Origin of the sequence: Burkholderia sp. Bp9090, from assembly GCF_003857985.1 — a bacterium.
GTDB lineage: Bacteria > Pseudomonadota > Gammaproteobacteria > Burkholderiales > Burkholderiaceae > Burkholderia.
Genome location: NZ_QTPV01000005.1, coordinates 175,108 through 188,516, shown reverse-complemented (window position 1 = coordinate 188,516; position 13,409 = coordinate 175,108). Strand labels below are relative to the sequence as shown.

At 67.5% G+C, this 13,409-nt stretch carries 15 protein-coding genes and 1 pseudogene; 8 read left to right on the top strand and 8 right to left on the bottom strand.

Translation table 11 applies throughout. From position 1 onward, the window contains the following. Positions 1–133: 133 nt before the first annotated feature. Positions 134–492: pseudogene (locus DIE16_RS37035) on the top strand (endopolygalacturonase); the annotation flags it as partial. Positions 493–582: 90 nt separating this feature from the next. On the opposite strand, the gene DIE16_RS07405 reads toward DIE16_RS37035, so the two are convergent. Together DIE16_RS07405 and DIE16_RS07400 are read right to left on the bottom strand one after the other, a co-directional pair. Continuing rightward, complete coding sequence (locus tag DIE16_RS07405; protein WP_124486024.1) at positions 583–1,089, bottom strand: GNAT family N-acetyltransferase; 507 nt, start codon at positions 1,087–1,089, stop codon at positions 583–585. A gap of 571 nt (positions 1,090–1,660) precedes the next feature. After that, positions 1,661–2,275 (bottom strand): glycine zipper 2TM domain-containing protein, encoded by a 615-nt coding sequence (locus DIE16_RS07400; protein WP_124520120.1) that lies wholly within the window; start codon positions 2,273–2,275, stop codon positions 1,661–1,663. Positions 2,276–2,726: 451 nt separating this feature from the next. Here DIE16_RS07400 and DIE16_RS07390 point away from each other — a divergent pair, with 451 nt between their 5' ends. From DIE16_RS07390 to DIE16_RS07380, 3 genes are all read left to right on the top strand, one after another. Then, positions 2,727–3,926, top strand: a complete 1,200-nt coding sequence (locus DIE16_RS07390) for an amidohydrolase family protein (protein ID WP_124520116.1) — start codon at positions 2,727–2,729, stop codon at positions 3,924–3,926. A gap of 80 nt (positions 3,927–4,006) precedes the next feature. After that, positions 4,007–5,191, top strand: a complete 1,185-nt coding sequence (locus DIE16_RS07385) for an amidohydrolase family protein (RefSeq protein ID WP_124520114.1) — start codon at positions 4,007–4,009, stop codon at positions 5,189–5,191. Between the two features lie 65 nt (positions 5,192–5,256). Next, a complete protein-coding gene (locus DIE16_RS07380; protein ID WP_124486028.1) occupies positions 5,257–5,736 on the top strand; it encodes a nuclear transport factor 2 family protein in 480 nt (159 codons plus the stop codon). 58 nt (positions 5,737–5,794) lie between these two features. Here DIE16_RS07380 and DIE16_RS07375 read toward each other — a convergent pair whose 3' ends face one another. Together DIE16_RS07375 and DIE16_RS37425 are read right to left on the bottom strand one after the other, a co-directional pair. Then, entirely contained in the window at positions 5,795–6,661 is an 867-nt protein-coding gene (locus DIE16_RS07375) for a LysR family transcriptional regulator (protein WP_124486029.1), read from the bottom strand. A gap of 33 nt (positions 6,662–6,694) precedes the next feature. Further along, positions 6,695–7,015, bottom strand: a complete 321-nt coding sequence (locus tag DIE16_RS37425; protein WP_185500305.1) for a hypothetical protein — start codon at positions 7,013–7,015, stop codon at positions 6,695–6,697. Between DIE16_RS37425 and DIE16_RS37515 the strand changes: the two genes are divergently transcribed. Then, positions 6,911–7,276 carry a hypothetical protein gene (locus tag DIE16_RS37515; protein WP_409362334.1) on the top strand — a complete coding sequence of 122 codons (366 nt, stop codon included), beginning with the start codon at positions 6,911–6,913 and terminating at the stop codon, positions 7,274–7,276. The genes DIE16_RS37425 and DIE16_RS37515 overlap by 105 nt on opposite strands. Here the strand turns inward: DIE16_RS37515 and DIE16_RS07365 are convergent. Further along, on the bottom strand, positions 7,158–7,715 hold the full coding sequence (locus DIE16_RS07365) for a nucleotidyl transferase AbiEii/AbiGii toxin family protein (RefSeq protein WP_260426214.1): 558 nt from the start codon (positions 7,713–7,715) through the stop codon (positions 7,158–7,160). The genes DIE16_RS37515 and DIE16_RS07365 overlap by 119 nt on opposite strands. Before the next feature lie 127 nt (positions 7,716–7,842). Next, positions 7,843–8,322 carry a helix-turn-helix domain-containing protein gene (locus DIE16_RS07360; RefSeq protein WP_124486031.1) on the bottom strand — a complete coding sequence of 160 codons (480 nt, stop codon included), beginning with the start codon at positions 8,320–8,322 and terminating at the stop codon, positions 7,843–7,845. A gap of 490 nt (positions 8,323–8,812) precedes the next feature. Between DIE16_RS07360 and DIE16_RS07355 the strand changes: the two genes are divergently transcribed. Continuing rightward, positions 8,813–9,616, top strand: coding sequence for an ABC transporter substrate-binding protein (locus DIE16_RS07355; RefSeq protein WP_124486032.1), 804 nt, complete (start codon positions 8,813–8,815; stop codon positions 9,614–9,616). A gap of 55 nt (positions 9,617–9,671) precedes the next feature. Then, positions 9,672–10,520, top strand: a complete 849-nt coding sequence (locus tag DIE16_RS07350) for a phytanoyl-CoA dioxygenase family protein (protein ID WP_044844966.1) — start codon at positions 9,672–9,674, stop codon at positions 10,518–10,520. 184 nt (positions 10,521–10,704) lie between these two features. Here the strand turns inward: DIE16_RS07350 and hutC are convergent, their stop codons facing one another. Continuing rightward, entirely contained in the window at positions 10,705–11,442 is a 738-nt protein-coding gene (gene hutC / locus DIE16_RS07345; RefSeq protein ID WP_044844967.1) for a histidine utilization repressor, read from the bottom strand. 43 nt (positions 11,443–11,485) lie between these two features. Next, complete coding sequence (locus tag DIE16_RS07340; protein ID WP_124520112.1) at positions 11,486–12,250, bottom strand: SDR family oxidoreductase; 765 nt, start codon at positions 12,248–12,250, stop codon at positions 11,486–11,488. Positions 12,251–12,666: 416 nt separating this feature from the next. Here DIE16_RS07340 and DIE16_RS07335 point away from each other — a divergent pair, with 416 nt between their 5' ends. Further along, positions 12,667–13,377: a YceH family protein gene (locus DIE16_RS07335; RefSeq protein ID WP_044844969.1), complete on the top strand. Its 711-nt coding sequence runs from the start codon at positions 12,667–12,669 to the stop codon at positions 13,375–13,377. The last annotated feature ends 32 nt before the right edge of the window (positions 13,378–13,409 follow it).

The window sequence follows — 13,409 nt, the reverse complement described above, 5'->3', positions numbered from 1 at the left end:
TTTGCGCATAAACATACGACAACCTATCTCTAGGGGCGCGAAATTGGAAGTGAGTGTGTACTCACATTTACGGCATTAAACCAATATAAACGGAGTAAACAACCAATTCATCCCCAGCCTCGATCGCGTCTAGGCTGCACAATATGGTACGACGACATATGAATGGGGCGCGTTCGACCGCGACGATCAGCCCGCGAACGATGCGGTACACACGCGGCCGCCGGTCGCGCGGAACGTGGCGATCTCGGACGTGACGTTGAGCGGCGTGACTGCGTCGTGTTTCCAGGCGATCGTCGTGCAGGGGCCGGTTGCGTTCGACTACAACGGCACGCCGCCGCTGCCCGCCGTGCAGCCGATTTCCCGCGTGACGATCGGCAACTACGACTTCGGCACGCCGGTGTATCGGGCATGCCGATGGTCACATCGCCGGGGGCGATCCATGCATTCAACGTGAGCGCGATGACGCTGACGAACGTGACGATCGCCAGGCAGGCAGCAACGCGACGAGCACCGGCAAGCGGTGGCGCAACGGGGTGGAGGGGCGTTCGCGTGCGGCCGGCCGATGCGCGCGAACGCGACGCGTCATGCCAGCGTCTTGACCATGTGATGTTCATCGTAGAAGCGGCCGTCGACGAACAGCGAACGCGGTTCCGTGCCGAACCGGACGAACCCTTGAGACACATACAAGCGTTCCGCGGTGCCGTTGATCTCGTTCACGCACAGGATCAGTTGCCTGCACTTCCACGCATGCGCCGCATGCGCGGTCGCGCCGTCGAGCAGCGATTGCGCAATGCCGCGGCCACGATACGCGGGGTCGACGAACACGCCCCAGATCGTCGCCTTGTGCGCGACCTTGGCGCGCGCGTCGCGGCGCACGCCCGTGATGCCGACGAGCGATGCATCGTCGAATGCGCCGAACACGGCGCGCTCGTGGGTGGGCGTGATGCGCGTCGCGAATTCGTCGACCGGGACGCCGGCTTCCTCGTCGCGGGTCGGCAGGAACGAAGTCGGCGACGAGTCGACCGCGCGCAGGCGGACGGACTGGAATTGCGCCGCGTCGGCGGCGTCGAGCAGGCGGATCGTGATCATCGGTCGGTGTTGTCGTTGGTGTGCCGGAAGGTCGGAATCTGCGGCGCCGTGCGCGGCAAGGCATCGACCGATGCTAATCGAAAACACACGCATTTGCCGGTGCGATCGGCACGCCGCATCGACAGGCGTGAAGCGCGCTACCGAGGCGCGAGTGATGGTCGGGATGACGCGTGGAGCATCGCTGCGCGTTCGCGAAGTCCGCAGGCAATCGTGCTCGGGGCGCCGAACGCATGCGCGTGGAAACGAGCCGGATGCGAACGCACCTGCCGTTGCGTTGGACGCGAACGCGTGCATGTGGCGCGCGACGTGAGGAACGTGACGACGCAGTGCCGTGCGCGACAGGCATGCCGCGCCGACTCGTGGAAGAGGGATGAAGTGAAGCGCGTGCCGGCCATTGCGACGAAGCGCCGCCGGACACGCGAAATACGTCCGCGACGTGAGGGGGCCGCGATATATGTGATGCGCCCGATCAGCTCAGGCGCATGCGATCCGCCTCGATACCGCCTCCGCGACGTGAGGTGTCCGCGATACGTGTGATGCGCCCGATCAGCTCAGGCGCATGCGATCCGCCTCAATACCGCGACAGCTGATTGCCGTTGATCTGCACGCGATCGCCCGGGCGCAGGTCGCCCGGCGACTGCACGTCGAACGAGCGCGTCGAGCCGTCGCTCACCCGCACGTCGATCCGGTAGCTGCTCGGCGGTTGGGCCGCGCCCATCTGCTGGCCGATCTGGTTGCCGGCGACGGCGCCGCCGAGCGCGCCGATCACGGTGGCCGCATCGCGGCCGTGGCCGCGGCCGAACTGGTTGCCCACCAGGCCGCCGACCAGCGCACCGACGACGGTGCCGGCGACGCCCGACGTGCCGACTGAGCCGTTGACTGGCTGGATGTTCGCGACGGTGCCGTATTGCGTGCCGTAGCCGTTGCCGTACTGGCCGCCGTAAGGCTGCGGGTTGCCGTACTGGTCGTACTGCGGCGCCTGGTTCGGATAGGCCGGCTGCTGCGGCTGCACGTAACCCGGTTGCGAATACGCGGGTTGCGCGTAGCCGGGCGTCGCGTACTGTTGCTGCGGATAGCCCGGTTGCGCGCCGTAGTAGCCCGGCGCGACACAGGCGGTCAGCGGAAGCGCCGCCACGGCGACGAGCGTGGCGAACAGAACGGTCTTCGTGGAAGGCATGCGCATCATGATGTTTCCTGCATCGGCAACGTGTTCGCCGACGAATTCCGGGACGGGTGGCGAACTCGGCGTGAGTATAAGGAAAGGGCGGATGCGCGTCCGGTGCGGCCGGGTAACAACGTGTAAAGTCTGTTGCCGCGCAAATCGCGGTGCGGCGCGGCCGAGATTCGACGATGCGGTTCGCCGTCCGGCAGCCGCGTGAGGGCGCCGATTGTGCGACGATCGGCACCCGCGGGCGCCCGCCCGGTGATCACACCCCATCTTCGCGCCACGCCCGACGGGCAGCTCGCCCGCATATCGCGAAATCGAATGCGCGGCATCGCGACATTTAATTGGCCACTGGCCGCCCCGTCCGATATCGTGACCGCACATCCCTGCCAACGGTCGCGCCGTGCCGGCTGCGGTGCCTTCCCCTGTCCGCGTCGGCGTCGCGCAGCGGCCGCCCCACTCATTCCGACTCATGACCGATCGCTTCTTCACCAACGCCGTCGATGCCGGCGGCCGGCCCGTCAACCTCGTCGTCCATGACGGCCGCTTCGTCGCGATCGGCACCGATTGCACTGCCGCACCCGGCGCCGAAACGATCGACCTCGGCGGCCGCGTTGTGCTGCCCGGCTTCGTCGACGGCCACATCCATCTCGACAAGAGTTTCGTCGGCGACCGCTGGGTGCCGCACCAATCGGTCGACTCGCTGCGCGAGCGGCTCGTGGTCGAGAAGCGCCAGCTCGCGGCCGCGCCGCCGATCGTCGAGCGCGCGAATGCGCTGATCGCGCAGGCCGCCGCGTTCGGCACGATCGCGATGCGCAGCCACGTCGACGTGGACGCGACGACCGGCATGTCGAACCTGCACGCCGTGATGGCCGCGCGCGAACAGTGGCGCGGAATCGTCGACATCGAACTGGTCGCGTTTCCGCAGGCCGGCGTGGCGACGTGCCCGGGCACTGCCGCGCTCCTCGATGCGGCCGTGCGCGAAGGCGCGGACGTGGTCGGCGGGATCGACCCGACGACGCTCGACGGCGACGCGGACGGCCAGCTCGACATCGTGTTCGGCATCGCCGAGAAGCGCGGCGCGAAGATCGACATCCACCTGCACGAACCGGGCGAGACCGGCATCGCGCAACTGCTGCGGATCGCGGCGCGCACGCGCGCAGCCGGCCTCGGCGGCCGCGTGAACGTGAGCCACGCGTATGCGCTCGGCCAGGTCGAACATGGCGACGTCGAGCGTGCGGCCGCGGCACTCGCCGACGCCGGCGTGTCGATCCTGACCAACGCGCCGGGCGACTGCGCATTCCCGCCGGTTCAGCAGCTGCGCGACGCGGGCGTCCACGTGTTCGCCGGCAACGACAACATTCGCGACGCGTGGTGGCCGTACGGCAACGGCGACATGCTGCAGCGCGCGATGATGGTCGGCTACCGCTCGGGCTTCCATACCGACGAAGCGCTCGGCATCGCGCTCGACATGGCGACGCACGCCGGCGCGCGCGCGCTCGGCCTCGCGCACTACGGCATCGCGGTCGGCTGCGACGCGAGCTTCGTCGCGGTGCGCGCGCCGAATGCGGCGGCCGCCGTCGCCGGCGTGCCGGCCGAACGCTGGGTGTTCCGGCGCGGCGAAAGCGACACCGGCGCGCCGTTCGCGCCGGCGCTGCGTTTCACGCGCTGACGACCCGACCGCCGTCGCGGTGCGTGCATCGCGACGGCTTCAAACTGACTGAACGATTGACCGACCACACCGGAACCGACATGACGAACCTGCTGATCCGCAACGTCCGCACGCACGCCGACGAAGCGCTCGACATCCTGATCGACGGCGAGCGCATCGCGCGCGTCGGCCCGTCGCTCGACGCGCCCGCCGGCTGCGCGATCGAGGACGGCGCGGGCGCGCTCGCGCTGCCCGGCCTCGTCGAAGGCCACACGCATCTCGACAAGACCCACTGGGGGATGCCGTGGTATCGCAACGCGGTGGGGCCGCGTCTCGTCGACCGCATCGAGAACGAGCGCAATTACCGCGCGACGAGCGGCCATGACGCGGGCGCCGCGTCGCTCGCGCTGTCGCGCGCGTTCCTCGCGGCCGGCACGACGCGCATCCGCACGCACGTCGACGTCGACACCGAAGCCGGGTTGCGCCATCTGCACGGCGTGCTCGCGACGCGCGAGACGCTGCGCGGCCAGGTGGAGATCCAGATCGTCGCGTTTCCGCAGTCGGGCGTGCTCAAGCGGCCCGGCACGGCCGCGCTGCTGTCCGACGCGCTCGGCGCGGGCGCCGACCTGCTCGGCGGCCTCGACCCGTGCGCGATCGAAGGCGATCCGGTCGAGGCGGTCGACGTGCTGTTCGGGATCGCCGAGCGTCATGGCCGCGGCCTCGACCTGCATCTGCACGAACGCGGATCGATGGGCGCGTATTCGCTCGATCTGATCCTGCAGCGCACGGCTGCGCTCGGCATGCAGGGCAAGGTCACGATCAGCCACGGCTTCTGCCTCGGCGACATCGCCGAGCGCGAGCGCGACGCGCTGCTCGCGCGGATGGCCGAACTCGGCGTCGCGATCGTCACGACCGCGCCGGCCGCGGTGCCGGTGCCGTCGGTCGTTGCGTGCCGCGCGGCCGGCGTGACCGTGATCGGCGGCAACGACGGCGTGCGCGACACGTGGACGCCGTACGGCTCGCCCGACATGCTCGAACGCGCGATGCTGATCGGCATGCGCAACGATTTCCGCCGCGACGACGCGCTCGAAGTCGCGCTCGACTGCGTGACGCACGGCGCGGCACGCGGTTGCGGCTTCGCCGACTATGGCCTGGAAGCAGGCAAGCGCGCGGACGTCGTGCTGGTCGATGCGCTGACGTTCGCCGAGGCCGTCGTCGCGCGGCCGACGCGGCGGCTCGTCGTGTCGTCGGGGAAGATCGTCGCGCGCGACGGCGCGCTGGTCTGAACCGGGCGCCGCATCGTGCCGGTTATGATCGGGCTTCCTTCAGCCTGATCTTCCGGGAGACGACGATGCGACGCACACGCACGATGGCCGCACGGGCCGCAGGATGGATCGCCGCGGCGACGTTCGCGACGGCGGCCGCGCAGGCGATGGCGGCGGGCGCGGACGGCGCGCAGCAGGAGGCGAATCGCCGCACGGTGCTCGCGTTCTACGAGAAAGGCCTGAACGAGAAGGATGCGGATGCCGCCCTCGCGTACGTCGGCGACCGGTACGTGCAGCACAACCCGAACGCGGCCGACGGCCGCGACGGTTTCCGCAAGTTCGTCGCGTTCCTGCGCGACAAGTATCCGCAGTCGCACAGCGAGATCAAGCGCTCGTTCGTCGACGGCGACTACGTGATCCTGCACGTGCACGCGGTGCGCGAACCCGGCACGCGCGGCAGCGCGATCGTGGACATCTTCCGGCTCGAACACGGCAAGATCGTCGAACACTGGGACGTGAACCAGCCGGTGCCGGAGCAGGCGGCGAACGGGAACACGATGTTCTGACGGTCGGTTTTCTCGACATCCGCCGCCGCCCGGTCGATGCCCGCCCGCATCGCTGCGCTCATTCCTGCTCGTGCTCCAGCATCGCCGCGAGCGCCTTCGTCAGTTCGCTGACCATCGGATCGGCGGTCGGCCGATGCAGGATCGCGATGTCCATGTGCTCGATCGGCGCGAAGCCGCCGTGCGCGTCGGTCAGTACGACGTGGTCGTCGGTCACCACGCGCGCGGGCAGCACGCTGATGCCGAGCCCGTCCGCGACGGCTGCCTGGATCCCGCTCAGGCTCGACGTCGTGAAACTGATCCGCCAGCGGCGGCCGCGTTCCTCGATCGCCTTGATCATGTCGTCGCGATAAAGCCCGCGCGGCGGGAACACGACGATCGGCACCGGGTCGAGGTCGATCGTCGGATGCTGCGCGCTGTCGATCCAGCGCAGTTTCTCCGGCCAGCGCACCACCGCCTCGCGGCTGTCGCGCCGCTGCTTGATCAGCACGAGATCGAGTTCGCCGCGATCGTAGGCCGCGCAGATGTCGCGGCTCAGCCCGCACGTCACCTCGAGCTTCACCTGCGGATGATCGCGCTTGAACGCGGCGAGCGCGTGGGTCGTGCGGCCCGCCGCGAAGTCGTCGGGCACGCCGAGCCGGATCGTCAGTGCGACGGTCGCGCCCGACAGCGCTTCCAGCATCTCGTCGTTCAGCGCGATCATGCGCCGCGCGTAGCTGAGCACCGTCACGCCGGCGTCGGTCGGCCGCACGTCGCGCGTGCCGCGGTCGAGCAGGCGATGCCCGGCGATCTCCTCCAGCCGCCGCACCTTCTGGCTGACCGTCGACTGCGTCGAATGCAGGCGCGCGGACGCGGTCGTGAAGCTGCCGCAGTCGGCGACCATCACGAGCGCGCGCAACAGGTCGAGGTCGAACAAAGGTCTATTCATTTCTGCACTTTTGCGGATTCGAGCATTTCATTTTCAAATGCGTGCGACGACTTTTAACATGGCCCGAGACCGCGGGCAATCGCGGTTTCGCCGGACCCGGCGCGGCTGTGCGGGCGGACTTGCAAGGAGGCACCGGGGGTTTTTCAAACGGATGGCGATCGTCGGCGCGTTTGTGTTGATGAAGCTCACGAGTGCCGCCGCCGACGGTGGCGCGCTCGAGGGGCGGCCGAGCGTGGCCACGGCGACACGGTGCGCACGTTGATCGACACGGGCGTGAAGGTCGATCACGTGAACCGGCTCGGCGCGGCCGCGCTGCTGGAAGCGATTGCGCTCGGCGACGGCGGCGAGCGCCATGTGCGGATCGTGCAGTTGCTGGTGGATGCGAAGGCGGACGTGAACCTGGCCGATTCGAACGGCGAGACACCGCTGTGGCATGCGCGCAGCCGAGGTATACGAAGATCGAGCGGATTTCGGGGGCAGCGAAAGGGCAGTGGCGTCAGCGGGGATGCGATTTGCGCGCGGTGCCGGTGTCGGGAAGCTGGCGGAGGAACTCGCCGGCCAGATTCACGCAGTAGTCGAACGACGGCGTGTAACCGAGTGTCGAGATATCGTTGAAGCGAGACTGAACGAACGTGCGACGTTCGTCGAGCAGATGCAGGAAGGTATCTCGATGGCGAACGAGAAATGCGCTTGCCTCCATCAGGCTCTCCGGCTCCCGCTCGATGACCAGGCAGAGATCGAACAGGTCTCGCGCGGTGGGACGATCTCCGCGATGCCACATTTTCTTGGCCACGATTTCCGCTGAAGTCTCGACCTTGACGATGTGGTCCATCAGCATCCATTTGTCGTAACCGGGAGACATCAGGTTTCGGGAGACCACGAAGTCGATTTCACCGTCGGGCAACACCAGTTTCACGAAACCGGCGTGTTCCTCGTACTCGGTCGTGATGTCGGATGCGGCGTCGCTGATGCGTGGGTTCACGTACCCGAGGTACTGCGGGTCGGGTACGAAGATATCGATGTCCTTGCTGACACGATGTCCGTGACGCAGCATGGGACGGTGCCGCCGCCAAATGTCCAGAACGGATGTGCCGTGCCGTACTGGCGTATCTCGTCGATTAGCGTCAGCGTTTTGCGGAAAAGCCCCTGCCACGGGCCGTCGGGCAATTCGGCCGGTGCAGTCATGCCCATACCTCCCGGTACAGATGAAGGTCCTTCGACCATGCGGCCAGGTTTTTCCAGATGGCGCGAAGCGGCGTGCCGGAGCGTGCGGCCGCTTCTTCGGCGGCCTTCACCACCACCGGCAACGGTACCTCGTCGAGGATGACGGAGATCTGCGATTCGTACCCTGCCGGAATTTGTCCCGTGGTCAGCGCGTCCGCCAGCAGTCGCTCGGTCAATTCACCCTTATAGCTGACGTTCGAGCTCACGACGGCCTTGTAGAGGCCGCTTTGGGCCGATCGCGGCTGCGCCAGGAGTTCGATGCCGAGCACGCTGAGCAACGGGATGAGCTTGTTGATTCCAAGATCCTTGACCTTGCCGGTTTCGAGCTGGTTCACCGTGAGACGAGACAATCCGGCGAGTTTTGCAAGCTGGGCCTGTGTGAGATCGAGTTCCGCCCGCCGTTTGGCAACGGCCTGACCGATTTCATAGAGTTGCATGTTCACCTCCCGACGCAGGTTCACCGCACGAAAATGTAAGTTATATCTTACATCTCGATGGTATGCATTGTCACGCATGGACGCGGGTGCGGTATAGGATGGATGGTCTATTCAAGCGAAGAAAATGTTGCGAGAGACGGCGATCGGTCGCGCTGTATAGACATACTCGCTCGACGGAAATCCGTGAAAACTCGTTCTGTGGCAGTCAAGCATCACCCCGGGTAAACGCTCAAAATATGGAGAAAATCGTGTAAATGTCCATTTTTTGCTCATCTATCCCGCTCCTTGCCCCGATTTAATTTCCCCGACTCCCTCAATCCGCCCCACATCCATTCCTTCCGCTTGCGCTCGAAAATCAAGCGGTCTAGACTGCATCGCAGCTTCATCGAAGTCCCCGTCTTTCGCGTACCGCGCCGGGCCAGCCGGCACGACGCTCCCCAACGGACGCCCGGCGCCTTCCCCCGCCACGTCGAGACCAAAAGGACACACCATGAACCGCACTGCAAGGCTTCTCGCTTCCGCGCTGGCGTTCGCGCCGCTCGTCTCGTTCGCGCAGGACACGGCGACGATCCGCTGGGGCATCGATCCCACTTATCCGCCGTTCGAGGCGAAGCAGCCCGACGGCTCGCTCGCCGGCTTCGACATCGACCTGCGCAATGCGATCTGCGAGCAGCTGCGCGCGAAATGCGTGTGGGTCGAGCAGGGTTTCGACGGGATGATTCCGGCGCTGCGCGCGCGCAAGTTCGACGTGATCATGTCCGCGATGACGGCCACCGACGAGCGGCTCAAGCAGATCGACTTTTCGAACAAGCTGTATGCGTCGCCGGGCGCGCTCGTCGCACCGGCCGGCTCGAAGCTGCTGCCGACCGCGGCGTCGCTTGCGGGCAAGCGCGTCGGGATCGACCAGGGCACGACGCAGGAGGCCTACGCGAAGGCCGAATGGGCGACCAAGGGCGTGACGATCGTGTCGTACCAGAACCAGGACCAGGTGTATCAGGATCTCGTGAACGGCCGCCTCGACGCGACCTTTCAGGACAAGACGCAAGCCGGCTATTCGTTCCTGAAGACGCCGCGCGGCAAGGGTTATGCATTCGCGGGGCCCGACGTGACCGACGTGCGCATCACCGGCTACGGCGTCGCGATGGGCGTGCGCAAAGGCGACGCCGAGATGAAGAAGCGGCTGAACGACGCGATCGTCGCGATCCGCGCGAACGGCACGTACCAGAAGATCGCCGCGAAATATTTCGACTTCGACATCTACGGCGCCAAGCAGCAGCTGACTTCCGCGCCGTGAACCCGTGACCCTGCAATTCCATGACCCCGTGGCTCAATCAATCGACAGGCAACCCATGACGAGTATCCAGGAACGCGTCGCGAAAGCCGTGACGCCCGAACTGATCGCCGCCTTCCGCGACGAAGGCGCGGTATGCATCAAGGGCATCTTCTCGCCCGACGAAGTGGCCGCGCTGCGTGCCGGCATCGACGCGAACCTCGCGCAGCCGAGCGCGCGCGCGAAGGTCGCGAGCCGGCCCGACGATCCGGGCTGGTTCTTCGAGGACTTCTGCAACTGGCAGCACAACGACGCGTATCGCGACTTCATCGTGCGGTCGCCCGCGCCGTCGGTGGCCGCGGCGCTGATGGGCACGCAGACGGTGCGGCTGCATCACGACCACCTGCTCGTGAAGGAGCCTGGCACGCGGCAGCGCACGCCGTGGCACCAGGACCAGCCGTACTACAACATCGAAGGCGACGACAACGTCAGCATGTGGATTCCGGTCGATCCGGTGCCGCTCGAATCGACGCTCGAATTCGTCGCGGGTTCGCACCAGGGGCCATGGCTGATGCCGCGCACGTTCATGGACAAGGAGGCGAAGTGGTTCCCGGAAGGCAGCCTCGCCGACCTGCCCGACATCGAAGCCGACCGCGCGGCGTTCCCGATCCGTCACTGGGCGCTCGAGCCGGGCGACATGGTGTGCTTCCGGATGCTGACGCTGCATGCGTCGGGCGGGACGCAGAACCGCCGGCGCGCGTTCTCGATCCGCTTCGTCGGCGACGATATCCGTCATGCGCCGCGCCGCTGGAAGACGTCGCCCGATTTCCCGGGACTGGCCGACGAACTGCCCGACGGCGCGCCGCTCGAGCATGCGCTGTTTCCGGTCGTGTGGTCGCGCGGCGCGGGGCAGGTCGGGGCGATCTGAGCGGCGCGGATCGACTACGTCGCGCGACATCGAGCGACATCGAGCGACATCGAGCGACATCGAGCGACATCGAGCGACATCGAGCGACGGCAAGCGACGGCAAGCGACGGCAAGCGACGGCAAGCGACCTTCAGCGACGCCATGCGCGCGCCGCGCGTGGTCTCTTACCCGCGCTGAGGAAGGTTCAGGTCTGGTGACGTCCGGCGCCCGGCTTGAAGCGCGAGCCGAGCCGGTAGCGGTTGCCCGGATGCAGGAAGTGCACGAACGTGACGGGCAGCCCGTTCGTCCAGGTGCGGCGCGTGAGCGTGAGGCACGGCTCGTCGGCGCGCATGTCGAGCAGCCGCGCCTGTTCACCGGACGGCAGCGACGCGTCGACCACGTGCTCGATCTCCAGTTCGTAGTGCGACACGTTGTTGAACAGGTATTCGGACGGTGGCTCGGCCTGGAAATCCTGATCGATGAATTCGGGCGCGGCGGCCGGGTTCACGTAGCGATCCTCGAGCTGGATCGGGCGGCCGTTTTCCTCGTGCACGCACACCACGTGAAACACCGGCGTGTTGACCGCCAGCCCGAACGCGGCCGCGACGTCGAACGACGCGGGCTCGCGCGACTGGCTGAGCACGCGGCAGCGGTACTCGTGGCCGCGCGCGCGGATCTCGTCGCGGATGTGCGCGATCATCAGCAGGTTCGACTGCGGCTTCACCTCGGCGACGAAGGTGCCGACGCCCGCGATGCGCTTCAGCACGCCTTCCTCGGTCAGCTCGCGCAGCGCGCGGTTGACCGTCATGCGCGCGACGCCGAATTGCGCGGCGAGATCGAGTTCGGACGGAATGCGGTCCCCCGGGCGCCAGTCGCCCGCATCGACGTTCTGGCGAACGAGTGTCTTGATCTGCTGGAACGGTGCGGTGGTCTTCGTGACCATCGGGGATCCTTGGGGAAGGGCAATCGCGAAATTCTATCCCGGATCAGGGCGCGGGCAGTTCGCGAACGTCGGCCGTCGGCACGGATCCGAACGCATCGCTCAGCGCATAGCCGATCAGCTGCCGCGCGGCAGCCTCGGGTGTCGATAGCGCGCCGCTCGACTTCAGTTCGTCGAATTTCTCGCGCATCGGGAAGTTCGCTTCGCTGGTCGAGCGGATCGTCGCCTGCATGCCCGTATCGACGACGCCCGGCGCGACGCTGCAGATTCGCAGCGCGCGGTTCGCATCGAGCGCGACGGCGCGCGCGTGATGATCGAGCGCGGCCTTGGTCGCGCAGTAGACGCTCCAGCCCGCGTACGCGTTGCGCGCGGCGCCGCTCGACACGTGCAGGATCCGGCATTCGGTCGGCGCCGCTGCCGCCTGCACGAGCGCGGCCGACAGCATCAGCGGCGCCGCGACGTTCAGGCCGACCGCGCGCGCGACGAGCGCCGGATCCTGTGCGTCGAGCGGCCCGATCGGATCGACGATGCCCGCGTTGTTGAAGAGCAGCACGATCGACGCGCCGTCGACGAAGCGGCGCAGCGTGTCGCCGGCGAGCCAGGTTGCGACGGCCGACGTGTCCGACAGGTCGAGTTCGATTTCGGCGAAACGGTCGCCGGCCTGCGCGGCGAGCGACGGATGACCGCTGCGCGATACGCCGAGCACGGCGATGCCTTCCTGCAGCAATTGTTCGGCAAGCGCCGCGCCGAGGCCGCGCGTGTGTCCGGTGACGATGGCGCGCACGTGCGGCGCGAGAGAGGAGGCGATCATGGCGGTGAACGAGTGAACGAGTGAACGGTTGAAGCGTGTTGACAGGCGCGGCGCGCAGGCGGGGCGGCACGGCGTGCGGGACGGGCGATGCGCGGTATTGACCTGGCGGACGAATCCGGCCGAGCGCCGCGCGTCCGGGTGTACGCATATCGTAGCGCCGGCCTGCGCGACGCGCAAACGCGGGACGACGCCGCGCGTGAGCGCGGAGCATGCGTTCGTGCGGCCGAACGCAGGCGTCGCCGTGCGCCGCCGCACGGCCGAACCGTTGGACGAAAACCGGCCGCGGCAAGTGCGCGCGCCGCGGCGGCGAGTGGCGCCGGGCCTCACGTCGCGAGCTATCATATGGCTCGCCCGTTCGCGACGCCGGACGGGCCGCGACCGTTTCCCTTCACCCGCTGCACGCTGCGACGCCATCCATGAACACCACGCCGGACATGCCCACGCCACGCGCCCTGCGCGAACTCACGCCCCTCGAGGCCCGCATTCTCGGGGTGCTCGTCGAGAAGCAGCACACGGTGCCGGACACCTATCCGTTGTCGCTGAATGCGCTGACCGCGGGCTGCAACCAGAAAACCGCGCGCTCGCCGGTGATGAACGTCAGCGAGGACGAAGTCACGACCGCGCTCGACGGGCTCAAGCACCTGAGCCTCGTGATGGAGGGCAGCAGCAGCCGCGTGCCGCGTTTCGAGCACAATGTGAACCGCGTGCTCGGGATTCCGAGCCAGGCGATCGCGCTGCTGACGATCCTGCTGCTGCGCGGCCCGCAGACGGCCGCCGAACTGCGCCTGAACAGCGCACGCCTGCACGGCTTCGCGGACATCTCGTCGGTCGAGGCGTTCCTCGACGAACTCGCGGCGCGTGCGCAGCCGCTCGTCGTCCGGCTGCCGCGCGCGCCCGGTGCGCGCGAGAACCGCTGGATGCACCTGATGTGCGGCGAGGTGAACGTCGCCGACTACGCCGGTGCGGACGCGGGCGGCGGCGCGGATTCCGTTCCGCCGTCGGAGTTCGAGGCGCTCAAGGCCGAGCAGAAGCGGCTTGCGGATGAAGTGGCGCGGCTGAACGCACTCGTGCAGCGGATGGCGACCGAACTCGGGATCGACGTCGATACCCCGGGCGACGCCGGCTGATTGCCCGCCCGAGCCAACTCGACACCGGCGCG